Genomic DNA, 22,257 nt, shown 5'->3' on the forward strand with positions numbered 1-22,257 from the left:
GTCGCGGTGACATCCGCCACTCTCGAACTGCACGACGTGACGTTCCGCCGTGCCGGGAAGGCGATCCTCGACGGCATCGACCTGACCGTCCGGCCGGGGGAGCATTGGGCGCTCCTCGGACCGAACGGCGCGGGCAAGAGCACGATCCTGGGTTTCTGCGGGGCGCTCGCCTTCCCGACCTCGGGCACGGTCGATGTCCTCGGGCGCCGCCTGGGCCGCGTGGAGCTCCAGGAACTGCGGAGGCACATCGGGCATGTGAACCCGCGGCACCCCGTCCGCAGTCCGCTCACCGTGACCGAGGTCGTGCTGACGGGCCTCACGGGCACCGTCGAGATCCCCCTGCGGTGGGAGCCCGCGACCGCTCAGGAGGAGCGCGCCGCCGACCTGATCCGCACCGTCGGTCTGGAGGAGCGCGCGGGTTCGCGCTGGCCCACGCTGTCGCAGGGGGAGCGGGGGCGCGCCCTCATCGCCCGCGCCCTCATCGCCGAGCCGAGCCTCCTGCTGCTCGACGAGCCGACGACGGGGCTCGACGTCGCTGCGCGCGAGCAGCTGCTCGAGACGATCGACGACCTGTCGAGATCGGAGCCGACCCTGGCCTCCGTGCTCGTCACCCACCACCTGGAGGAGCTGCCGGAGACCACATCGCACGCCCTGCTCATCGCGCACGGCCGCATCGTCTCGACGGGGCGCATCGACGACGCCATCACCACCGAGACGGTCACCCGCGCGTTCGAGCACCCGATCCGGGTGGAGCGCGACGGCGGGCGCTGGAGTGCCCGGGCAGTCCGGCAGGGCGTCCACGCGTGACCGGCGGGAGCGCCTCCACGGCCTTCGCCGTCGCAGACGACGGCGCGCGGATCGCCTTCGAGGAGCGCGGCACCGGCGTCCCCGTGCTGCTGATCGCGGGCCAGGCGACCGGGATGCACGGCTGGGGGCCGTTCGCCGACGCGCTCGCCCGCGATTTCCGGGTGCTCGTGTACGACCACCGCGGCATCGGTGCGAGCGACCCGGGCGATCCCTCCCGCTACGGCACGCGGTCGTTCGCTCAGGATGCGGTCGCCGTGCTCGACGCCGCGGGCGTCGCCGCCGCGCACGTCGTCGGTCACTCGATGGGCGGCCGAGTCGCCCAGTGGCTGGCCGCCGACGAGCCGGCGCGGGTGCGACGGCTCGTCCTCATCGCGACCTCGGCGAGCGACCGGGCGGCGGTCCGGCGTGAGCCGGGGGCGGTCGCCGACCTGCTGAGCGGTGACCGGGGGCGGATGGTGCCGCTCTTCTTCGACGATGCCTGGGCGGAGGCGAACCCCGAGGCCGTGGACGGCTTCTTCACGCGGACGGCCACGCGCCCGGCGCTTCGGGGGCACTTCGCGGCGAGCCGCGACCACGACGGACTCGAGGCGCTCGGCCGGATCCGCGCCGAGACCCTCGTGATCCACGGCACCCGCGACCCGCTCACGCCGGTGGAGCACGGGCGGCTGCTCGCCGAGAGCATCCGCGAGGCGACCATCAGCGAGCTCGATGCCCGGCACGGCCTCCACCTCGACACGCCGGAGGTGCTGGAGGCGGTGCGCGACTTCCTGCTCCCTCCCGGCCAGGCCGCGCGCTCCTGACCGCGTCGGGCCCTCAGCGCATCAGGCGAACGCGCCGCGGGCCGCGGCCGCGACGAACTCGGCGTAGTCGGCCTCGGCCTGATCCGCGTACTTCCGCGCCCACTCCGCCGCGGCCCGCACGAAGGCGCCGCCCGTGCCCATGTACCCGGCGGCGAACGCCGCCTTGGGTGAGCGCGCGTGCGCCCGTGCGAGCACCGTGCCGCACGCCAGGGCGTAGTCGCCGAACTGGACCTTGCTCATGGTGGTGATGTCGAACGACGCGTTCCAGTTGCGGAACATGCGGGCGTAGAAGCTGAAATCGCCCAGGTCGACCCAGCCCAGGAACGGGTCCGACACGGCCTGCAGGATGCGCTGGGTGGAGACCACCCGGTATCCCTGATGCTCCGGCAGGAGCGCGGTGTCGAAGTAGCCCTGCGCGGGCGCCACGCCACCGAACTGGGTGACCACCGACGGGTTCGCCTCCTTCAGCTGCAGGATATGGACGCTGCCGGTCGGGTCGCCGAGCGCCAGCAGGAAGCACCGCGTGCCGACGCTCCCGACGCCGACCACTCGGCGCGCCGCGTCGAGGATGGTGTACTGCGACAGCAGGAGGGCGATGTTCGGGAGGACGGTCGCCCGGTATCCCTCGAAGACCTCGTCCACCAGCGCGCGGGCCTCGGGCTCCAGCGCGGTGAGCACCGGCGGGCGTTCGACGAAGCGCCGGCTGCCGTCGCCGCCCTCCGACAGGGTGCGCTTCGCGACCCGTTCCGTCGTGCGCTTCTCGGAGTCCTTCATGGTCTGCCGGATCATCCGCTCCGACTCCGGGTCGAGCAGGCGGCGGTCCATCATGCTCGTCGGGGTGAAGTACCGATCGAGCAGGGGCAGCTGGAGGGTCGTCCGGAGCGAGTTGCGGTAGTACGCGCCCGCGCGCTGCACGATGTCCGTGAGCTCGGCCCGGGGGATGCCGAGGGACCGGCCCGCCAGCTCGAAGCTCGTGAGGAGGCGTTTCACATCCCACTCCCACGGGCCGACCGTCGCCTCGTCGAAGTCGTTGATGTCGAACACCATCGACTTTTCCGGCGAGCGGTAGATGCCGAAGTTCGAGAGGTGGGCGTCGCCGCAGATGACGACCTCGGCCCCGCTCTGGGCGCCGGTCCGCAGGTCGGCGGCCTGGATGGCCGCGGTGCCCCGGTAGAACGCGAAGGCATCGGCGCTCATGCGCTCCACGCGGAGCTGGACGAGCCACGGGAGGCGCGTCGAGTGCTGCTCCTGGAGGATCCCGATGGGATCCCGGTCCGGAGCGGGTGAGTAGTCGGCGTGGGCCGAGCGCGGGACGGCGTCGCGCGCTTCCCGGCCGGCATCCCAGAGCTCCTCCTCGGACAGGGGCGACCCCTGAGCTGCCTGTTGCGCCTCCACGGTCATGGTGCCCACCTCCTCGTCCCGGGGCGGGACGCGCACATGCTAGCTCCGCCGGACTCCCGCGGGAATGGCGCACCTCAGGTGCGGGCGGCCGCGCCGCTCACGCGCAGATAGACGATGAGCCAGCTGAAGACCATGACGCCCGCGACCAGCTCGGTGGCGGTCAGCACGTAGTAGCCGGTCACGAAGAACACCGCAGCGACGACGATGACGGCGAACGACACGTATCCGTAGACGAGGAAGGAGCGGGGTGCGCCGGGAAGTGCGCGGCGCACCCAGAACACGACGAACGTGAACGTGATCAGCATCCCGACGGCGGAGACGTTGTGGAGCACCTTCGAGACGTCGAGCGGGAAGAGGCCGACGCCGGCGAGGAGCACCCCGATGAGGATCAGGCACACCCGGAGCCGCAGCACCCGCGACCGCTGCACCGGATCGCCGACGCCGCGCAGGTCGGTGGCGTAGCGGGCGATCGCGGTCATCATGAGACCGGCGATGATGAGGGTCAGGTTGAAGGTGAGCGACGAGATGCTGTTGGACATGCCGAGCGCGCTCAGGTGCAACTGCCACCAGTGCGGGTCGGGGGCGCTCAGCATGGAGGCGAGCAGCCCGGTGATCGCGAACGCCCCGAGCACGGTCGAGAGGCGCATCAGGTCCATGCGGGTCGCGGAGAGGAACACCGCGTAGGCGGTCACCGCGGCGGCCGCACCGGCGAGGGCCGTTCCCGCCAGGGAGTACACCGTCGCATCCGTGAACCCGGCGGCCATCACGGCGCCGAGCACCAGCCAGCCGAGGAGCGCGATGATGGCGTGGGCCAGCGCGATCACCACCGTGTCGAACACGTCGATCGCCGTGAGCGTCCGCCGGTGGCCGGGATCCGCCTCCTGGCTCGGGCGGCCGCCGAACGGGGTCAGCGCGTTCCTGTGCCAGAGACGGCCGATCGCGTACGCGACGAGGGCGACGACGGAGCCCGACAGCGCCGCGAACTGCGACACCGAGCCCGGGCCGGCGATGGGGAGTGCCCGCCCCCAGAAGAACGGGAGGGAGACGAGGGCGCCCAGCACGAGCGCCGCACCGCCCAGGGTGATCGCCGCGCCCTCGAGATTGAGCGCCGCCGCCCTCGACGACAGAGCCCGCGGGTGCTGCGGCTTGACCCCGGTCATCGCGTCCTCCTAGCCGACGGCCGGGGCCGCGCTCGGGACCGTCGCCCGCACCCCGGGGAGACGCGACGCCACCAGCGCGCCCGCGATCGCGACGATGACGAGCGGCACCATGGCGAGCACGTAGTTGTCGCCCTCGCTGCCCGCGGCCGCGATGCCCAGGATGGTGCCCACGATGGCGGTGCCGAAGCTCGATCCGAGATTGGAGATGCTGCGCGACAGACCGGATATCTCGCCCTGCAGCTTCTCCGGGAAGGCCGATTGGACGACGTTTACGCTCGGCGTGAGCATCACGCCGAGGCCGAGTCCGATCACGAGGAGGCCCGGCGCGAACGGCCACGCGCCGGGAACGGCGGCCACGAGCAGGAGCAGCACGGTTCCGAGCCCGGTCACGAGGAATCCCGTGACGATCAGCGTGCGCTGCGAGATCGAGCGGACGAGACGACCGGCCGACAGCGACGACACGAGGATGCCGACCGTCGCGGCGCTGAAGATGACGCCGGACTCGATCGCGCTGTAATCGCGCACGACCTGGAGGTGGCTGGACACGAGGAACGAGATGCCCATCAGGAGGAGCCACTGGAAGTTCTGGGTCACGAGGCCCAGATTCGAGACGCGGTTCCGGAAGAGCCCCGTCGAGAGGAGGGGTTCCCGGTGCAGCCGCTCGAGCCTCCGGATCCAGACGAAGAAGCACGCGATCACGCCGGCGCCCAGCGCGAGGAGGAGCAGCCCGAGGAGCACGCTCCGGTCGATCGCGAGGATGCCCATGACGAAGACCACGAGCCCTCCGCCGGAGAGGAAGGCGCCCACCACGTCGTAGGGACGGGTCGGGTCGGCCGGCAGCGGGTCCTTCAGCCGCAGCGACAGCAGGATGATCGCGATGATGACGAGCGCCTGGAAGCCGAACGCGGCGCGCCAGCTGATGGTCGTGCAGATCCAGCCGCCGATGAGCGGTCCGGTTGCGGCGCCGACGCCTCCGGCCGCGCTCACGATGCCGAACGAGCGCGCCCGCGAGCGCAGATCCCTCCAGTACAGGGTGACGAGGATGTAGACGGGAGGGATGAGCAGCGCCGTGCCGGCCCCCTCCAGGATCGAGTTGCCCAGGATCAGGACGCCGAGCCCGGGCGCCAGAGCGCTCAGGACGGCCCCGACGCCGTAGACGCCCAGTCCGAGCAGGAGGCACGTCTTCCGGCCGAGCCGGTCCGTCAGCTTCCCGAACGGCACCATCAGCGCCGCCATGGTGAGCAGGAACAGCGTGATGGACAACTGGATGCCCTCGACCGTGGTCCCGAGGTCGCGGGCCATGTCGTTGAGCATCACGTTCATGTTCGAGCCCGCGAACGAGCAGATGAACTGGGCCAGCGCCAGCGGCGCGAGGGTCCAGCCGGTGGCGGTCGCGCGGGCGACGCCGGTGCTCATCGCGTCACGCGGTGCCCGCGACGGCGCGGGACTTCAGGTGCTCGAACTCGGCGGCGCTGATCGCCCCCGAATCGAGGAGTGCCTTCGCCTTCGCGATCTCCTCCGCCGGGCTGCCGCCCCCGCTGACGTCGCGGATGTGCGCATCCACCGCGGCCTGCGTCGTGGCGGCCTCGCGCTGACCGCGTTCGGCCATGCCCGGCCCGCGCGCGATCAGGTAGATCAGCGCGGTGAGGAAGGGCACGAAGACCAGGAAGATGATCCACAGCGCCTTCCACCAGCCGTTGAGCTTGTGGTCGCGGAACAGGTCGCCGATGATGGCGAACAGTGCGAACAGGTAGGCGACGAAGGCGAAGCACCAGAAGAACAGCCAGACGACGCTCCAGAAGTCGGACATCTCGATCATCCCTCCCGCTCGACCGAGCTTCGGCCGGCGAGCGAAAAGTAGCGCCGCCGGCACGCCCTTGGCTACTCCTCATCGCTCCGCGCGATTCATGTGGCGATCGGCCGGCTCCGCCCCCAGAGCCGGCCGACCGGGGCGCCCTCGCCGATCAGCTGGACTCCCAGCGGCGGCGCCCGCCGATGTTGCGTTTGTCTCGGCCGAATGATGCATCAGCTGGACGCCGTTCGGGAAGACACGAGAATCCTCCGTCGGTCCACCCGCTTCCCGGGGGCCTTAGGTCCCGTCGCGCGCGGGATCCGAGAGGGAGGATCGGCCCATGAGCCAGGACGACGTGGTGGGCGCTTCGACGCTCGCTCCCGGTCACACCCCGGGAGGCATCCCCCTCAAGATCCATCTCGGTGAGCGGGAGTACGTGGCGCTCGTGCGGATCGCGCAGCACCGCCGCACGACGGCGGCGCGCCTCGTCGAGCAGCTCGTCCTGCACGCGCTGCAGCGGACCGACGTCCCGCCTCCCGCCGAGTCCGGGCCGAAGCGGCCCCACACCAGCTACGAGGAGGCGACGCGCGGGTACCGGCCGGACGGCGAACCCGACACGCACCCCACTCCCGTCTGACCCGCCGTCGCTCACCACTTCCCGGCCCCGGGGGCTTCGCGTTAGCATGCGGTCGGCGGCGGCGCGAGAGGAGGACGGCGGTGATCCCTCTGACCATCGGGTCGAAGGCGGATGCGCCGGACCGGCCGGCGGTCATCGACGGCTCCCGGTTCAACCGGCACACCTTCTGGTGCGGCCAGAGCGGGTCGGGCAAGACGTACGCGCTCGGCGTGGTGCTCGAACAGCTCCTCCTCGGCACCGACCTCCCGGTGGCGGTGCTCGACCCGAATGCAGACTTCGTCCACCTCGCGGAGACCCGCGACGATGTGGAGCCCGACCTTCGCGAGCGCTTCGCCGGTCTCGACATCAGGGTCTTCCATTCGAGCACGGCGCAGGAGCCGCAGCTGCACGCTCGCTACGTCGACCTCAGCGTGCGGTCGCAGGCGGCGGTGGGGCGCCTCGATCCCATCGGGGACGAGGAGGAGTACAACGCCCTGCTGCACCTCGACAAGTCGTCGAACGCCTTCGACCGCGACGCCTTCCTCCGCGCGCTCGCTGCGTCCGGCGATCCCGCCCGGCAGCGGCTCGGGCGCCGCATCGACAACCTCGAGATCCTCGAGTGGCCGCTGTGGTCGTTCGGACGCTCGAGCGTCGTCGACACGGTCGACGAGCGGCCGCGCGTCGTCGTGCTCGACGTCGGCGGGTTCTCGCACCCGTCCGAACCGCAGGCGGCCGCGCTGTGCGTGCTGGAGCACCTCTGGGAGCACCGGATGGAGCGCCGGCCGCTGCTCATCGTGATCGATGAGGCGCACAACTTCTGCCCACCGGTGCCGCGGTCGAGCGTGGAGGCGCAGCTCACCGAGCAGCTCATCCAGATCGCCGCGGAGGGCCGCAAGTTCGGGCTGTGGCTGTTCCTGTCGACGCAGCGTCCGACCAAGATCCACCCCAACGTGCTCTCGCAGTGCGACAACCTCGGGCTCATGCGCATGAACTCGCCTCGCGACCTCGCCGAGATCGCCGACGTGTTCGGCTTCGTCCCGGTCGCCATGCTCGAGGAGTCGCCCACGTTCCGGAAGGGCGAGGCGCTCTTCGCGGGAGCGTTCTCGGACGAGCCGCAGCTGGTCCGTGTCGGTCGGCGGCTCACCGTCGAGGGCGGGAGCGACCTGGCCGTCCTGGCCGCCGGATGATGGATCTGAACGACACCGACGCCGCCCCGGACCGCGAGAGCCGCCTCCACCGGGCGCTGTGGCGGCACTGGGGCACGCCCGCCGCCATCTACGGCACCGTCGTGTACGCCAGCGTCGTCGCGGCCGCCTCCGGCGGGCAGACCGACCGAGCCGCGGTCGTCCACCTCCTCGTTCTGAGCGTCGTCAGCATCGTCGTCTTCTGGACCGCCCACGTCTACTCGACGGCCCTCGGCTACCAGCCGGGGGAGGAGGCTCTGGGCGCTCGCGTCCGCGATGCGCTCCGGCACGCGATCGGCGAGTCCGGCGGCATGCTGGAGGCGGCGATCATCCCGAGCATCCCGCTGCTGCTGGCCTCGCTCGCTCTGCTCCCGCCCGTGCTCTCCGTCTACCTCTCCCTCTGGTTCTCGGTGCTCATGCTCGCCCTCCTCGGCTACTCCGTGTTCGCCCTGCGACGGAGACCCGTCGTGATCTGCCTGGCCGGCGCTCTCACGAGCGGACTGTTCGGGGTGATCGTCATCGTGCTGAAAAGCGCGCTGCAGCACTGAGGGGCCCGGCGCCGCGGTCAGTCGGAGTCACCGGGTGGTTCGGCGGCGGGCGGGCCGGCCGCTTGCTTGCCCTTGGCCTGGCGGCGCTCGGTCTTCCGGGCCAGGTAGTCCTCCTTCATCAGCTCGCGGGTGTGGCTCAGGTCGCCGATGGCGGGGCGCCACTGCCGGGCGCGCGGGTCGGAGTCGACGAGGACCGCCCGGACGAGCAAGGTCAGAGGGATGGCGAGGATCGCGCCGATCGGCCCGAGCACCACCGCCCAGAACAGCACGGAGAAGAAGGTGAGCGTCTGGCTCAGCGCCACGGCGTTGCCGACCACCTTCGGCTGGATCACCGACTGGACGATGGCGTTGATCACGCCGTAGATGACGATGATCGCGATGACGGTGCCCCAGCCTCCGGTCAGATAGCCGAAGACCAGGGGAGGGACGATGGCGATGAAGTAGCCGACGTTCGGGATGAAGCTGCACAGGAACGACAGGATCGCCCACAGGAGCGCGGCCGGCACTCCCAGCGCCCACAGCGCGATTCCGTTGATGACTCCCTGGACGATGCCGAGCACCGTGGTCACGACCATGTACCGCCGGACGCTGCGGGCGAATCCGCTCACGGCGAAGACGAGGTTCGGCTTCGTCGGCTCGAGCTGCCGGAGCAGCGTCGGGGTGTATGCGGCGTCGGCCGGCATCAGGATGAGCATCGTCAGCACCACGACGAGGAAAGCGATCAGCCCGAAGGCGTTGCCGAGCAGCTCGGTGAAGAAGTTGAGGAACTTGGTGGGGTCGAAGCTGGAGGCGATGTCGTTCACCTGCTGCTGCCCTAGCCCGATCGTCTGCAGGAACTCGCCGAACTGCTTTCCGATCGCCTCGAGCTCATCCTTGTACTGGGGCAGCATCCCGATGAACTGGGCCATCGCCACGATCAGGAGCCCGATGAACGCCGCGAGCAGCGCGAACACCGTCAGCGCCACGGCGCCCGTCGCGAGCCCGTCAGGAGTCCCGTGCCGCTGCAGCCACACGCGCACCGGCTGCGCGCAGATGGTCAGGACGAGTGCGAGCAGGGTCGGTGCGAGGATGTGCGCGATCCCCGCCATGCCGAAGGCGATGACCACGCCGGCCGCGAGCCCGAGCAGGATCCGGACCGCGCGGCCGTCGGCCGGGCCGGCCGTGGCCGCGTCGGAGTCGGCCCCCTCCGGCGGAGCGGGCTCCGGCGCGCGCCGCCGGCGTGCGAACGGCCACACCCGCGAACGCTGCGCCATGTCATCGCCTCGGCTCTGTTCTCTGGGGCGCCGTCAGCGCGCCCCCGCCGTCACGCCGTCGGAGCGGCGGGAGGGGCCGGGGGTGCCGCCGGGGCGGACGCCGCGGGAGCCGCGTGAGCGCCGCCGGAAGCCGGCGCATCCTGTCCGGCGAGAGCCCGCGACTTCAGGTGCGCGAACTCCTCCGGACTGATCGTCCCCGCGTCGAGCAGCGCCTTCGCCTTGGCGATCTCATCCGCCGGACTGGCCTGCGCCACCGTGCGGATGTACTGGTCGGTCGCGGATTGGACCTGCCGCGCCTCCCGCTGGCTGCGTTCGGCCATGCCCGGCCCGCGGGCGATGAGGTAGACGAGGGCGGTGAGGAAGGGCACGAAGATCAGGAAGATGATCCACAGCGCCTTCCACCAGCCGTTGAGCTTGTGGTCGCGGAACAGGTCGCTGATGATGGCGAACAGCGCGAACAGGTAGGCGACGAAGGCGAAGCTCCAGAAGAACAGCCAGACGACGCTCCAGAAGTTGCTCCAGTCCATGAGTACAGCTCCTTCCTCAGCCCATCTCCCCATGGAGGCTGGGTGTGCGCTGACAGTAGCGCCGCCGGGTTCGGCTCGTCTAGAGCCCTTTTCCCCGGCTCAGGAGAGCTTCCCCGGCTCAGGAGAGCGCGTCGAGCTCGACCACGAGGCGGTCCACGATCTCGCCGGCGAGGTACCCCAGCGCCCCCACCGACCGGCTGAGCGACGCCCCGGCGGCCGTGTGGAGGTGCGTGCCCCAGACCGCCGCCTGCAACGGCCGGCAGCCCCGTGCGGCCAGCCCGGCGATCGCACCGGCCAGCGCGTCCCCGCTTCCCGACGTGCCGAGACCCGGATCCCCGTCGCCCGTGGTGAGGAGGCGTCCCTCCGGTGAGGCGATGCGCCCGAAGCACGAGACCACCGCCCGGTAGCGTCGCGCCAGTTCGACGGTGGCCGCGTCGAGGTCCCGCACGTCGCGCCCGAGGAGGATGGACGCCTCCTGCTCGTTCGGGGTCAGGATGCGCGGGGTGCGGCCGGCCAGTCTCCGGTGCCCGGCGAGCGCGCCGAGCGCGTAGGCGTCGAGGACGAGCGTGGCGTCCCGTCCGGCCGCCCTGCCGACCTCGTGCAGCATGCGCGCCGTCTCGCCGGCGTCGTCGAGACCGGGGCCGACGAGGATCGCGCGGGCGGCAGCCAGATCCCCGGACGCCGAGCGGACCGCGGCACCGCGCACCGCCCCGCTCCGGGTCTCCGCGAGGGGCACCACGCCCGACTCCGGCAACGCGACGGCGACGGCCTCGGCCACCGATGCGCCGACCGCGAGGGTCAGCCTCCCGGCACCCACCCGGAGGGCGGCCCGGCCGGCGAGGAGCGCCGCTCCCGGCGAGCGGCGCGCCCCTCCGACGACGACGACGTCGCCGCGCGAGCGCTTGGAGCCCGTCGGCCGGGGGAGCGGCCACGACCGCAGAAGCCCGGGGGTGATCCGTTCGGCCTCAGACCTCGGCACGAGCGGCTCCCGGGTGCTCGGTCGTCGGCAGGCCTGCGGCGGCGAGGTGGCTGTCGTCGGCCAGCGCCTCCAATCGCCATCCGGCCGGGTCGCCGACGAGCGCCGTCACGGAGGCGTTCGCGACCGGGTGCGTGAGGAGGTGCTCGGCGAGTTGCGCCTCCGTCATGCGCAGCAGCACGTACACGAACAGGCTGACGACGGCGTCGTGCGCGAAGACGACGATCGGGGCCTCCCCGGCGGGGAGTTCGCCGACGAACGACCGCAGCCGGAGCGCGACGTCCGCCCAGGACTCGCCGCCCGGAGGCCGGTGATAGAACTTCCCGACCCAGCGTTTGCGCTCGGCCTCCTCCGGGAACCGGCGCGCGACCCCGACCGAGGTCAGCCGGTCGAGGACCCCGAGTTCGCGATCGCGGAGCCGTTCGTCGAGGAGGAGCGGCACGTCGGCGCCCAGGGCGAGTTGAGCGGTCTCGCGGGCGCGCAGGTAAGGAGAGGAGTAGATCAGCGCGCCGGGCGGGAGGGAGGGGCGGAGCCGGTCGCCGAGAGCGGTCGCCTGCCGTTCGCCGAGCGGCGACAGCGGGACGTCCGCGTCGCGCGCCTCGACGCGGACCACCTCGGCACCGGAGGCCTCGGCGGCCTGGGCCGCGACGTTCGCCGTGCTCTCGCCGTGACGGATGAGCAGAAGGGTTCGAGCCGTCATGCCCCGGACTGTACGCCCGCCCACTCGAGCACGCGAAGGGCGCGCAGCGTGATCCAGCGGCTCGCCTCGCCGACGCGCTCGAGCTTGACCGCGACATCGCCGGGGAACGTGGCGTCGAGCACCCAGCGGCCGTCTGCTCCGCGCGCGTCCGCCACGACGGAGACCGCCTCGGCGGCCCGGTCGTCGAAGGCCGCACCGGACGCGCGGAGATGGTCGAGTCCGCGCAGGACGTCGTAGTGCCAGTAATAGGGGAAGGCGAACCGGAGGAAGGCCTCGTCGACCAGCTCGCCCGTCGACCGGCGACGCAGGAGGCGACGCTCGAGCAGGTACTCCTGGCCTCGACGAAGCGGCTCCGCCACGTCGATCGTCCCGCCGCCGTCGCGGTACGCCGCGAGCCCCTCGATCACGCAGATCGTGCTGTTGAACGAGCCGGGATCACCGGGCGAACGCGCGTAGCAGTTCCAGCCACCGTCGTCCTGCTGCTGGCTGAGGATCAGTTCGACCGTGAGGTCGTCCGCCCGCCCGAACGCGGCGGCCGCGGTGAGCACGCGTCCGTTGATGCACGGTTCCTCCTCCCCGCGGAAGAACGGGTTGCGGCCCCACTCCTCGCCCCAGTCGACCCCGGACGCGACGCGGTCGATCGCGGCGTCGGTCCGGGGTCCGCGCGCGCCGAGCAGCGCGAGCAGGAGCACGGTGTCGTCCGTCGCGTCCCATTCCCGCTGCTTCCACACCGCGCCGCCCCAGGTGCCGCCCGGGTCCTGACGATCCAGCAGGCGGGCGCCCCACCCCTCCTGCTCGACGCGGTCGCGGTCGGCGGCCACGGCGGGGTCGTCCTCGTGCAGCAGATCGCGGCGCGTCTGCCAGCGGATCGCCGGGTCTCCCTCGAGCAGCCACGCCGTCGTCGCATCCATGGGGGCGAGGCTACCCGAGCAGCCGGTCGCGTGGGCATCCGCGGGGGCGGGTCGCGAGGAGCATCGGAAGATCCGGGAATACCCGCGCCCCTCCAGCGTTGAAGTTGAGTGCACACCACTCAACTTTGGAATCAGGAGAACAAGTGCCCGAGAACTTCACTCCCGACGGCGACGCCGGCTCGTTCGACGAGTTCCTCGCGCGTTACCTCGCGGGTGAGCGTGCGCGTGCCGCGCGCTCCATCGACATCAGCCGCTACCTCAGCCGCCGGACCCAGGAGATCCTGGCCGAGGCCGGGCGGTTCGCGCTGCGCCACGGCCACCGCGAGCTCGACGCGCTCCACGTGCTCCGCGTGATGGCGGAGCAGGAGCCCGCCGCCGAGGCGATGCGCCGCATCGGCGTCGACCCGGCCGCTGTGGCCGCCGCGGCCGAGCAGCGCCTCCCCGCCACCGGAAGCGAGATCGACGCCGACGGCGCGAGCGTGACCGCCTCTGCGCAGCGCGCTCTCTTCCACGCCTATCAGGTGGCCCGCGCGTCGGGCGCCACCTACATCGACCCCGAGCACCTGTTCTTCGCGCTCGTCATCGGTCAGGATGCGCCCGCCGGGCAGGTCCTGCAGGCCGCGGGCGTGACGCCCGAGGCGCTGACGGGGGCCATGCGCCAGCAGGCGACCGTGGGCGGCGACACCGGCGCGCAGCCGGCTGCCGACGGACAGTCGCAGACCCCGATGCTCGACCAGTTCGGCACCGACCTGACGGCGCTCGCACGCGACGGCCGCCTCGACCCGGTCATCGGCCGTCTCGACGAGATCGAGCAGACGGTCGAGATCCTGTCGCGCCGGACCAAGAACAACCCCGTCCTCGTCGGCGAGGCCGGCGTCGGCAAGACGGCGATCGTGGAGGGCCTGGCCCGCGCGATCGTGTCCGGCGACGTGCCGGAGCAGCTGCAGGAGAAGAAGGTCGTCTCGCTCGACCTCGCGGGGATGGTCGCCGGCACCCGGTACCGCGGCGACTTCGAGGAGCGGCTCACCAAGCTCATGGACGAGATCAGCGCGGGCAAGGACGAGCTGATCGTCTTCATCGACGAGCTGCACACCGTGGTCGGCGCCGGAGGGTCCGGCGAGTCGGGCGGCATGGACGCCGGCAACATCCTCAAGCCGCGCCTCGCCCGCGGCGACCTCCACCTCGTCGGCGCGACGACCCTCAAGGAGTACCGCCGCATCGAGAAGGACCCGGCGCTCGAGCGCCGCTTCCAGCCGGTGACGGTGGGGGAGCCGAGCGTGGAGGACGCCGTCCTCATCCTCGACGGCCTCCGCGGCGCCTACGAGGAGCACCACGGCGTCCGCTACACCGAGGACGCGATCCGCGCCGCGGTTGAGCTCTCCGACCGCTACATCTCCGACCGCTTCCTGCCGGACAAGGCCATCGACCTCATCGACCAGGCCGGCGCCCGGCTCCGGCTGTCGCTCGGCAAGCGCGTCGACTCGTCGGCCCTGATGGAGCGCCTGGCCACCCTGGAGTCCGAGAAGAACTCCGCCGTCGCCGCGGAGCACTACGAGGAGGCGTCGCGCCTCCGTGACGAGATGGAGGCGGTGCAGCGCTCGCTCGACGAGCTCGCCTCCGCCCCGCGTCCGGACGCGGTCGTCGACGAGGCGGCCATCGCCGGGATCGTCTCCCGCGCGACCGGCATCCCGGTGTCCCGCATCGGAGAGGCGGACCGCGAGCGCCTGGCGCGGCTCGAGTCCGAGCTGCACGAGCGCGTGATCGGTCAGGACGACGCGGTCACGGCCGTTGCCAAGGCCGTGCGTCGCAACCGCACGGGTCTCGGCGACGAGAGGCGGCCCGTCGGCAGCTTCCTGTTCCTCGGCCCGACCGGTGTCGGCAAGACCGAGCTCGCGAAGTCGCTCGCGGCCTCGCTGTTCGGCGACGAGCGGGCGATGCTGCGCTTCGACATGAGCGAGTTCGGAGAGCGTCACACCGTCGCGCGGCTGGTGGGAGCGCCTCCCGGATACGTCGGCTACGACGAGGCGGGTCAGCTGACTGAGCGCGTCCGCCGCAACCCGTACTCGGTGGTGCTGTTCGACGAGATCGAGAAGGCCCACCCGGACGTCTTCAACCTGCTCCTGCAGGTGCTGGACGACGGGCGGCTCACGGACGGTCAGGGCCGCACGGTCGACTTCCGCAACACGGTCGTCATCATGACCTCGAACCTCGGCTCGGAGTTCCTCGCGAGCCGGAGCGGTGCCCTCGGCTTCGTGCCCACCGGTTCGGACGGCTTCTCCTCGGAGAAGGACATCCGCGACCGCGTCATGGCGAAGCTGTGGGAGGCGATGCGCCCCGAGTTCCTGAACCGGATCGACGAGATCGTGCTGTTCCGGAAGCTCGACGCCGAGCAGCTGCGCGAGATCGTGCGGCTCCTGCTGAAGGGCACCTCCGCGCGGCTCTCCGTGCGGTCGATCGGGTTCGAGGCCACCGAGCAGGCCGTCGCCTGGATCGCCGACGCCGGTTATGAGCCGGAGTACGGTGCCCGGCCGCTCCGCCGCGTGATCCAGCGCGAGGTCGACGACCGGATCGCCGAGCTGATGGTCTCGGGCGACCTGGCCGACGGCGGCCGCGTGATCGTCGACGCGATCGACGGCGAGCTCCGGGTCAGCGCAGCGGTCTCCCTCCCCGTGGCGGCGTAACCCGCCACCCCGGTACGAAGGCGCCGGTCCCCACGAGGGCCGGCGCCTTCGGCGCTTTGCGCCTAGCGAGGAACAGCCACCGAACGAGTCCGGGCGTGACGACTGATTTGGCGCGTCAAACGTCAGGCGTAACGACGGGCCGCAGTTCGGATTTCGTCAGCGAAACGGTAAATCTCTTCGAGCGATTCGAGCTCGTACCGCGTCTCGTTCTTCTCAGCATCGAAGAGACCAATGTACTTCTTCGATTTGCCGTTGAAGTGGAGTCGCGCGAGCGGCTTGCGATTGTTGTCGTCGAGGAGGATGGCGAAGTACGACTTTGAGTCACGCTGGGCAACGCGATGCGGCTTGACTTCGCTGCATGCAATCGCTTTGACGATTTGGTAACCCTCCAGTTCCTCTTCTGTCGTTTCGATCTCGGTGTCGCGGTCCAAATCGGCATGAGAGGAGGGTTGGCTGACAAGCGTCTCGGGCTCGGTTGGTTGCGCGGTCGTATACGAGGAGCCACCGAGCGCAGTCTTGAGTCGGTCGCTTGCCTGGTCGTTCAGGAACTGCTTGGTTGCCTTTTCCACGAGCGGCGCGAACTGCTCCCGTACGCGCTGCGTGATCGAACCGTCGTAAACCCGGCTGATGAGGAACCTTGTCCATTCATCCTCAGGCTCACGGAATTGCGCGGCGAGAACGCGCTTGATCTGGCCGATGTACTTCAACTCGCCCGCCGCGCTGATAACGGAATCCAGATCGAATGCGTCCTTGGTGAGCTTTCGAAGCTCCGGGATGAGTGTTTCATCGACATCGAGTAGATCGAGAACCAGAAATGGCTTGTCGTCCATGCGATTCGGTGCGTCCAGGTCCGTGTAGAACTGGTAGACCTGACCGTTGGTCAGGATCGCCACGCGGGCGTTCGTGACGGCAAAGTACCGATACAGCTGGGAAGCGTTTTCGATCGTCAACGACTCGGTCGACTTCTTTGCTTCGATCAGCATCTGAACTTCCCCGTCACGCATGACGGCGTAATCGATTTTCTCGCCCTTCTTAATGCCGACGTCAGCCGTGAACTCCGGAACCACTTCGAGCGGGTTGAAGACGTCGTATCCGAGGACGCTCGAAATGAATGGCATGACGAACGCGTTCTTTGTCGCTTCCTCGGTGCTGATGGCGTCACGTTGGTTCCTTACCTTGAGCGCCAACGCCGCTAATACTTCTTCAAACTCCATCGGGTTACCCTCCGCTCGACTCCACTGCGACGATAAAAGACATCCCGGCCGTTTGGTACGTTTTCCCCTCGAATAGGGGCCTAGCGCGTGTCGGCATCCTGAACGCCTGAGAAGCCGCTCACACCCAACCCCCTGTACTCGTCCAGGAAAGCCTGGTTGCCTGGGTGGGTGTCCGTCTCCGATCGCCTCCGCAATTCGTCGCGCCTGGCCGACCTCGACCGGCGGATCGAACCGCTCAAGAGCTTCGAGCTGAAGCCCGCCCGCACCCGCCAGGGTGTCATCCTCCAGTTCCTCGGGATCGCCGTCATCGCGGCCGTGCTGAGCTCGGTGCTCGCCCTGCCGCTCGTCCTCGGGTCCGGGATCGCCGCCGCGGCCGGGATCAACGACTTCAACGCCCTCCCGTCCACCCTCAACGTGGAGCAGTTCGCGCAGAACTCCACGGTGTACGCGAAGCAGAACGGGCAGGACATCCCGATCGCCAGCTTCTACGCGCAGAACCGCCAGGACGTCGCGTGGAAGGACATCGCCCAGACGGTCAAGGACGCCGCGGTCGCCGCGGAGGATCCGCGCTTCTACTCCGAGGGCGCCGTCGACGTGTTCGGCACGATCCGCGGGGCGCTCTCGACGGTGGCGGGCGGTGACCTGCAGGGCGGTTCCTCGATCACGCAGCAGTACGTCAAGAACATCGGCGTCGAGAAGTGCGAGGCGCTCACCGATCAGAAGAAGGTCGACGCCTGCTACCGGGACGCGGCCGGTGTCACCCTCCAGCGCAAGGTGCAGGAGATGCGCTACGCCGTCGGACTCGAGAAGAAGTACACCAAGCAGGAGATCCTCACCGGGTACCTCAACGTCGTGGGCTTCGGCGGCCAGACGTACGGCATCCAGGCGGCGGCGCAGTACTACTTCAACACCACCGCAGCCCAGCTCGACCTCGGTCAGGCGGCGACGCTCGTCGCCATCCTGAACAACCCGGCGAACCTGCGCATCGACCAGCCCGACAACAAGGACAACGGCGCGGCCAACGGCTACAAGCTCACGAAGGAGCGCCGCGACTACGTGCTCGACCGCATGTACGTCAACCACAAGATCACGAAGGCTCAGCGCGACGCCGCGAAGAAGGCGCCCATCACGCCGACCATCACGCCGGCGACCAACGGCTGCGTGTCGGCGCAGAAGTTCAACGCCGCGTTCTTCTGCGACTACGTGCGGGATGTCATCCTGAACGACCCGGCATACGGCAAGACCAGCGACGACCGGTGGGCCACGCTCATGCGAGGCGGGCTGAAGATCTACACGACGCTCAACCTCGACCTGCAGGCGGTCGCGCAGCAGTCCCTGAGCAGCTACATCCCTGGCTCGCGCTCCGACATCGACCTGGGCGCCTCGAACGTGTCGCTCGAGGTCGGAACCGGCCGCATCGTCACGATGGTCCAGAACCGCGCTTACAACAACAGCGATCAGCCCGTCCCGGGCGCTACGGCGGTCAACTACAACACGGACGAGCAGTACGGCGGTTCGGAGGGCTTCCAGACCGGCTCGACGTGGAAGGCGTTCGACCTGGCCGCCTGGCTCGAGGCCGGGCACAGCCTCTACGAGACCGTCAACGCCTCCCAGCACACCTTCTCGATGGATCAGTTCACGAACTCGTGCGCGAACATCGCCGGCCCCGATTGGCCGGTGAGCAACGACGAGGGCTCGGCGAGCCGGCTCTCCGTCATGTCGGCGACGGCGCAGTCGGTCAACACCGCCTTCGCGATGATGGCGACCAAGACCGATCTGTGCTCGATCCTCAACGTCGCCAAGGCGCTCGGCGTCCACAGCGCGTCGGGCAAACCGCTGACCAGCGTGCCGTCGATGATCCTCGGGACGAACTACATCGCTCCGCTGACGATGGCCGCCGCCTATGCGGGGATCGCCAACAACGGCACCGTGTGCACGCCGATCGCGATCGACCGCGTGGTGAACGCCGACGGGTCCGAGCACCCGGTGAGCAAGAGCACCTGCACCCAGGGGCTGAAGCCGGAGATCGCCAACGGGGTGGCCTACGCGCTGCAGGGCGTCATCAAGAACGGAACCGCTGTCTCGGCGAACCCGTGGGACGGCACGCCGATCATGGCGAAGACCGGCACCACCGACAACTCCCTCGAGAACTGGCTGATCACGTCCTCGACGAAGGTGGCGACGGCGACCTGGGTCGGCAACGTCTCCGGTCAGACCCCGCTGCGGTCGCTGACGTTCAACGGCGTCGGGGGCGGCAACGTCAAGTTCGCGATCGCCAAGCCGATCCTGAAGGCGATGGACGCGACCTACGGCGGCGACGACTTCCCGAAGCCCGACAGCGCGATGCTCTACGGCGGTGAGCTGAGCGTTCCGGATGTGAGTGGCAAGGCGCCCGACGTGGCGCAGAAGCTGCTGGAGGGCCTCGGCCTCAACGTCACCGTCGCCGACACCCCGGTGACGAGCGACCAGCCCGCGGGAACGGTCGCGTCCACCGACCCCGCGGCCGGGTCGAGCGTCCAGAACGGCGACGACATCACCATCACGCTGAGCGCCGGGGGCGGCGGAGGCGCGACGCCCGCGCCGACGGACTCGGGTGCGCCGACGCCCGCACCCAGCCCCACGCCGACGCACGGCAAGGGAGGCTGAGCCCGGGCGATCGGGGCGCGTCGGCTCGACTACGGGCGGGCGGACGCGCGGCCGAGCCACGCCTCGAGGATCCGGAGCCGGAGCTCGTTCGACCGCTCGGCGAACCGCCGTTGGCGGCGCACGTACTCCGCCTTTCCCTCCGGCGTCTCGATGCGCACCGGTTCGGCACCCCAAGGCCGCATGTCGTAGGGCGACGCCTGCATGTCGAGCAGGCGGATGTCCCGGGCGAGCTCGAACGCGTCGAGCAGGAGCTCTCCGGGGACCAGCGGCCCGAGCTTCATCGCCCATTTGTACACGTCCATGCCGGCGTGGAGGCACCCCGGCTGCTCGAGCTGCGGCTGGCTCTCGCGAGTGGGCGCGTGGCGGTTGAGCGGCACGGCGTCGGGAGTGAAGAAGCGGAAGGCGTCGATGTGCGTGCAGCGCAGCTCGTGCGCCTCCACCACCGCGTCGGTCGCCGCCTGCCCGAGCCGCAGCGGAACCGGGTGGCGGTGGTCCTCCTGGTGGTACACCATCGCCCACTCGTGGAGGCCGAAGCACCCGAACCGGCCCGGACGGGAGGCGGTCGAGCGGAGGATCCGCTCCACGCCCGCCAGGAGGGAGCGCTTCTCGCGCTCCATGCCGCTCCGGTCGACCGTGAGGCTCCCCGGACGGCGTCCCGGGACGTACCAGCGCCAGCCGGCTCGCGGATCCCCGGCTGCGTCGGCGAGCTCGACGCCCGCGCCCGGATGCCAGCGGCGGAGAGTGGCCGGCGAGTACGAGTAGTACGTGAAGAGGAAGTCCTCGACGGGGTGCTTCTCGCCCCGGGAGGCGCGAGCCCGGTGGCCGGCGGTCAGAGCGTCGGCTCGTTCGGCGTGCGCGGACTCCCGGGCACGCCAGTCGGACTCGGGCAGCAGGATCACCTATCGAGAATACGTTCCAGGGGGTTCTCCCGGAGCTTGCGGGCGACGCCTGCCTCCACCAGTCGGCGCGCCGACGTCGTCGGCTTGCGCTCCGCCTGGTCCGTCACGCAGGCGGTGAATTCGGCGGACAGGGTTCCCCGGGGGTGCGCTTCGATCACCGCTCTCACGAAACCGGGCGGGAGATCGCCCGAACGAGCGCCGGAGATGTCGAGAGCTGTCGCGGTCTCGAGGAGGTATCCCTCCCGATCGAAAGCCGGGTCGACGGAGGGCCAGTTGTGCCGGATGATCACCTCGAGCGCTCGGACCCGGCGCGCCCGGTCCCACCCTGCGCCCGCCGTGAGCGCGACCGCGACGTGTCCGCCCGCGTCCTCGTAAGCAAGGGTCTGGTTGTCGAACGCCGGCACGATGCCGATGTCGTGCAGGACGGCGGAGACGTACAGCAGCTCCTCATCGATTCCTCGGATGCCGTCGAGCTCGGCGAAAGCCGCGGCCCAGAACCAGGAGCGGACGACATGGTCGAGGAGCGCCTCCGAGTGGTATTCGGTCGCGAGCTCGAGAGCCGCACGGGAGGCGAGAGTGTCGGGGGGCGTGAAGTCGGAGAATCGCACGAGACCATCCTCGCCAGCGGCCTCGCTATGGCACCACAAAGATCGGGCCGAGCGACCACCAGATTCCGCCAGGCCGCCGCTCTCACTCCCGCGTCGGGTCGAGCACGGTGATGCCGATTGGAGGCGCGGATGCGGTCGACGGCAGCAGGCGAGCCGCCTCAGCGAGGCCGACCCGCGACCCGAGAAGCCTGCCCGGGTCGACCGCGCCCGAGGTGACGAGCTCGAGCATCGCGGGGTAGTCCGCCGCAGCCATTCCGTGACTACCCAGCACGTCCAGCTCCCAGGCGATCACGCGGTCGAGCGGGAGGACGGGCCCTCCGCCCGCGATCAGACCGATCTGCACGTGCCGTCCCCGGCGTCGGAGCGAGTGGAGCGCCGCGGTCGACGTGGCCGGCGAGCCGACCGCGTCGATCGACACGTGTGCGCCCCCGCCGGTGAGTTCGACGATCCGCTCCGGCGCGTCGTCGCCCGCGGGAACCGCGTGCACGGCGCCGACCTCGCTGGCGAGCGCCAGCGCCTCCGTCGACGTGTCGACGGCGATCGGGAGCGCGCCGAGCGCGGAAGCGACCATGATCGCGCTCAGCCCGACGCCTCCAGCGCCGACGACGGCGACCCACTCGCCCGGGCGCACCCGGGCACGGGCGGAGACGCCGCGGAACGCTGTCGCGAAGCGGCACCCGAGTGCTGCCGCGGCTTCGAAGGACAGGTCCGCCGGGAGGGCCACCAGGTTGAGGTCGGCCGCCCGCACCACCACGAACTCGGCGTGCGAGCCCGCGTGGGTGAAGCCCGGCTGGGTCTGCTCGGGGCACACCTGCGCCTGGCCGCCGAGGCACCACTCGCAGCGGCCGCACCCGTTCACGAACGGCGCCGTGACCCGGTCGCCGGGCCGCCAGAGAGACACGCCCGCTCCGACCGACTCGACCGTACCCGCGAACTCGTGGCCGGGAGTGTGCGGGAGGCTCACCGTGTCGTCGTGTCCGGCCCAGGCGTGCCAGTCGCTGCGGCAGAGCCCGGACGCGGCCACGCGGATGACCGCTGCGCCGTCGGGCGCGACGGGATCCGGCAGCTCGGTCGCGACGATCGGGCCGCCGAATTCCTCGTAGAGCAGGCCTCTCACCGCGCAGTCCCCTCCGGAAGGGAGCCGGCCGCCGACCGCAGAAGCGCCTCCACGGCCGGCCGGTCGGGATCCGCCCAGTCGAGCTCGCCGAGTTCGGCCGGTGCCACCCAGCGCAGGTCGTCGTGGTCCGTGCTCCGGGAGGGACGGACGCCGGCCAGGGAGGCGCGATAGCACGCGAGCTCGATCCGACCGGTGACGGAGCGATCGAGGAGCGAGCCGACGGCGATCTCGATGCCGAGCTCCTCCCGGATCTCGCGCGCCAGCGCCTGCTCGTCGCTCTCGCGCGCCTCCACCTTGCCGCCCGGGAACTCCCAGCGGCCGGCCGCATCCTTGCCGGGTGCGCGACGGCAGGCGAGGACACGTCCCGAGTCGCTGATGACGGCGGCGACGACGCGGATCGGGTTCATCCCTCCATCC

General features: G+C 70.5%; 21 protein-coding genes. 7 read left to right on the plus strand and 14 right to left on the minus strand.

The features are described 5' to 3' along the window. Positions 1 to 6 precede the first annotated feature (6 nt). Together FPT20_RS04720 and FPT20_RS04725 are read left to right on the plus strand one after the other, a co-directional pair. Positions 7 to 807, plus strand: coding sequence for an ABC transporter ATP-binding protein (locus tag FPT20_RS04720; RefSeq protein WP_158863074.1), 801 nt, complete (start codon positions 7 to 9; stop codon positions 805 to 807). Further along, a complete protein-coding gene (locus tag FPT20_RS04725) occupies positions 804 to 1,607 on the plus strand; it encodes an alpha/beta fold hydrolase (RefSeq protein WP_233265389.1) in 804 nt (267 codons plus the stop codon). Before FPT20_RS04720 ends, FPT20_RS04725 begins: the two co-directional genes overlap by 4 nt. Positions 1,608 to 1,628: 21 nt before the next feature. Here FPT20_RS04725 and FPT20_RS04730 read toward each other — a convergent pair whose 3' ends face one another. Genes FPT20_RS04730 through FPT20_RS04745 form a run of 4 tightly spaced genes read right to left on the minus strand, consistent with a single transcriptional unit; the run spans position 1,629 to position 5,978 of the window. Beyond that, positions 1,629 to 3,044, minus strand: coding sequence for a DUF2252 domain-containing protein (locus FPT20_RS04730; protein WP_233265390.1), 1,416 nt, complete (start codon positions 3,042 to 3,044; stop codon positions 1,629 to 1,631). Positions 3,045 to 3,082: 38 nt separating this feature from the next. Beyond that, positions 3,083 to 4,168, minus strand: a complete 1,086-nt coding sequence (locus FPT20_RS04735) for a DUF998 domain-containing protein (protein WP_158863076.1) — start codon at positions 4,166 to 4,168, stop codon at positions 3,083 to 3,085. 9 nt (positions 4,169 to 4,177) lie between these two features. Beyond that, positions 4,178 to 5,584 (minus strand): MFS transporter, encoded by a 1,407-nt coding sequence (locus FPT20_RS04740; protein ID WP_158863078.1) that lies wholly within the window; start codon positions 5,582 to 5,584, stop codon positions 4,178 to 4,180. 4 nt (positions 5,585 to 5,588) lie between these two features. After that, a complete protein-coding gene (locus FPT20_RS04745) occupies positions 5,589 to 5,978 on the minus strand; it encodes an SHOCT domain-containing protein (protein ID WP_158863080.1) in 390 nt (129 codons plus the stop codon). Between the two features lie 322 nt (positions 5,979 to 6,300). On the opposite strand from FPT20_RS04745, the gene FPT20_RS04750 reads away from it, so the two are divergent. The 3 genes from FPT20_RS04750 (at position 6,301) to FPT20_RS04760 (ending at position 8,308) form a co-directional block, all read left to right on the plus strand. Beyond that, the gene (locus tag FPT20_RS04750) at positions 6,301 to 6,597 is read left to right on the plus strand and encodes a hypothetical protein (RefSeq protein WP_158863082.1); all 297 of its coding nucleotides are present in this window, start codon (positions 6,301 to 6,303) and stop codon (positions 6,595 to 6,597) included. A gap of 80 nt (positions 6,598 to 6,677) precedes the next feature. Next, on the plus strand, positions 6,678 to 7,763 hold the full coding sequence (locus tag FPT20_RS04755) for an ATP-binding protein (RefSeq protein ID WP_158863084.1): 1,086 nt from the start codon (positions 6,678 to 6,680) through the stop codon (positions 7,761 to 7,763). Further along, on the plus strand, positions 7,760 to 8,308 hold the full coding sequence (locus FPT20_RS04760) for a hypothetical protein (RefSeq protein ID WP_158863086.1): 549 nt from the start codon (positions 7,760 to 7,762) through the stop codon (positions 8,306 to 8,308). Before FPT20_RS04755 ends, FPT20_RS04760 begins: the two co-directional genes overlap by 4 nt. A gap of 17 nt (positions 8,309 to 8,325) precedes the next feature. Here the strand turns inward: FPT20_RS04760 and FPT20_RS04765 are convergent, their stop codons facing one another. From FPT20_RS04765 to FPT20_RS04785, 5 genes are all read right to left on the minus strand, one after another. Continuing rightward, positions 8,326 to 9,561 carry an AI-2E family transporter gene (locus FPT20_RS04765; RefSeq protein ID WP_158863088.1) on the minus strand — a complete coding sequence of 412 codons (1,236 nt, stop codon included), beginning with the start codon at positions 9,559 to 9,561 and terminating at the stop codon, positions 8,326 to 8,328. A 50-nt stretch (positions 9,562 to 9,611) separates the two neighbouring features. After that, complete coding sequence (locus FPT20_RS04770; RefSeq protein ID WP_158863090.1) at positions 9,612 to 10,088, minus strand: SHOCT domain-containing protein; 477 nt, start codon at positions 10,086 to 10,088, stop codon at positions 9,612 to 9,614. Positions 10,089 to 10,206: 118 nt separating this feature from the next. Next, positions 10,207 to 11,067: an NAD(P)H-hydrate dehydratase gene (locus FPT20_RS04775; protein ID WP_158863092.1), complete on the minus strand. Its 861-nt coding sequence runs from the start codon at positions 11,065 to 11,067 to the stop codon at positions 10,207 to 10,209. Beyond that, positions 11,054 to 11,764, minus strand: coding sequence for a histidine phosphatase family protein (locus FPT20_RS04780; RefSeq protein ID WP_158863094.1), 711 nt, complete (start codon positions 11,762 to 11,764; stop codon positions 11,054 to 11,056). The genes FPT20_RS04775 and FPT20_RS04780 overlap by 14 nt, the downstream gene beginning before the upstream one ends. Beyond that, positions 11,761 to 12,675 (minus strand): hypothetical protein, encoded by a 915-nt coding sequence (locus FPT20_RS04785; RefSeq protein WP_158863096.1) that lies wholly within the window; start codon positions 12,673 to 12,675, stop codon positions 11,761 to 11,763. Before FPT20_RS04785 ends, FPT20_RS04780 begins: the two co-directional genes overlap by 4 nt. 143 nt (positions 12,676 to 12,818) lie before the next feature. On the opposite strand from FPT20_RS04785, the gene FPT20_RS04790 reads away from it, so the two are divergent. Beyond that, positions 12,819 to 15,356 carry an ATP-dependent Clp protease ATP-binding subunit gene (locus FPT20_RS04790; protein WP_158863098.1) on the plus strand — a complete coding sequence of 846 codons (2,538 nt, stop codon included), beginning with the start codon at positions 12,819 to 12,821 and terminating at the stop codon, positions 15,354 to 15,356. 122 nt (positions 15,357 to 15,478) lie between these two features. On the opposite strand, the gene FPT20_RS04795 is transcribed toward FPT20_RS04790, so the two are convergent. Continuing rightward, positions 15,479 to 16,570: a type I restriction endonuclease gene (locus tag FPT20_RS04795; RefSeq protein WP_158863100.1), complete on the minus strand. Its 1,092-nt coding sequence runs from the start codon at positions 16,568 to 16,570 to the stop codon at positions 15,479 to 15,481. 168 nt (positions 16,571 to 16,738) lie between these two features. On the opposite strand from FPT20_RS04795, the gene FPT20_RS04800 reads away from it, so the two are divergent. Next, a complete protein-coding gene (locus tag FPT20_RS04800) occupies positions 16,739 to 19,216 on the plus strand; it encodes a penicillin-binding protein (protein ID WP_158863102.1) in 2,478 nt (825 codons plus the stop codon). 29 nt (positions 19,217 to 19,245) lie between these two features. On the opposite strand, the gene FPT20_RS04805 is transcribed toward FPT20_RS04800, so the two are convergent. From FPT20_RS04805 to FPT20_RS04820, 4 genes are all read right to left on the minus strand, one after another. Then, positions 19,246 to 20,115: a 3-methyladenine DNA glycosylase gene (locus tag FPT20_RS04805; protein ID WP_442786473.1), complete on the minus strand. Its 870-nt coding sequence runs from the start codon at positions 20,113 to 20,115 to the stop codon at positions 19,246 to 19,248. Next, the gene (locus FPT20_RS04810; RefSeq protein ID WP_158863104.1) at positions 20,112 to 20,723 is read right to left on the minus strand and encodes an HD domain-containing protein; all 612 of its coding nucleotides are present in this window, start codon (positions 20,721 to 20,723) and stop codon (positions 20,112 to 20,114) included. Before FPT20_RS04810 ends, FPT20_RS04805 begins: the two co-directional genes overlap by 4 nt. 82 nt (positions 20,724 to 20,805) lie before the next feature. Beyond that, the gene (locus FPT20_RS04815) at positions 20,806 to 21,840 is read right to left on the minus strand and encodes a zinc-binding dehydrogenase (RefSeq protein ID WP_158863106.1); all 1,035 of its coding nucleotides are present in this window, start codon (positions 21,838 to 21,840) and stop codon (positions 20,806 to 20,808) included. Then, positions 21,837 to 22,247 carry a (deoxy)nucleoside triphosphate pyrophosphohydrolase gene (locus FPT20_RS04820; RefSeq protein WP_158863108.1) on the minus strand — a complete coding sequence of 137 codons (411 nt, stop codon included), beginning with the start codon at positions 22,245 to 22,247 and terminating at the stop codon, positions 21,837 to 21,839. Before FPT20_RS04820 ends, FPT20_RS04815 begins: the two co-directional genes overlap by 4 nt. Between the last annotated feature and the right edge of the window lie 10 nt (positions 22,248 to 22,257).

Source organism: Leifsonia sp. AG29, assembly GCF_009765225.1.
Lineage (GTDB): Bacteria > Actinomycetota > Actinomycetes > Actinomycetales > Microbacteriaceae > Leifsonia.

Coding starts and splice junctions, on each gene's coding strand:
- FPT20_RS04795 (WP_158863100.1), bottom strand. CDS start 16,570: ATGGAGTTTGAAGAAGTATTAGCGGCGTTGGCGCTCAAGGTAAGGAAC.
- FPT20_RS04735 (WP_158863076.1), bottom strand. CDS start 4,168: ATGACCGGGGTCAAGCCGCAGCACCCGCGGGCTCTGTCGTCGAGGGCG.
- FPT20_RS04750 (WP_158863082.1), top strand. CDS start 6,301: ATGAGCCAGGACGACGTGGTGGGCGCTTCGACGCTCGCTCCCGGTCAC.
- FPT20_RS04820 (WP_158863108.1), bottom strand. CDS start 22,247: ATGAACCCGATCCGCGTCGTCGCCGCCGTCATCAGCGACTCGGGACGT.
- FPT20_RS04785 (WP_158863096.1), bottom strand. CDS start 12,675: ATGGATGCGACGACGGCGTGGCTGCTCGAGGGAGACCCGGCGATCCGC.
- FPT20_RS04745 (WP_158863080.1), bottom strand. CDS start 5,978: ATGTCCGACTTCTGGAGCGTCGTCTGGCTGTTCTTCTGGTGCTTCGCC.
- FPT20_RS04780 (WP_158863094.1), bottom strand. CDS start 11,764: ATGACGGCTCGAACCCTTCTGCTCATCCGTCACGGCGAGAGCACGGCG.
- FPT20_RS04765 (WP_158863088.1), bottom strand. CDS start 9,561: ATGGCGCAGCGTTCGCGGGTGTGGCCGTTCGCACGCCGGCGGCGCGCG.
- FPT20_RS04740 (WP_158863078.1), bottom strand. CDS start 5,584: ATGAGCACCGGCGTCGCCCGCGCGACCGCCACCGGCTGGACCCTCGCG.
- FPT20_RS04760 (WP_158863086.1), top strand. CDS start 7,760: ATGATGGATCTGAACGACACCGACGCCGCCCCGGACCGCGAGAGCCGC.
- FPT20_RS04770 (WP_158863090.1), bottom strand. CDS start 10,088: ATGGACTGGAGCAACTTCTGGAGCGTCGTCTGGCTGTTCTTCTGGAGC.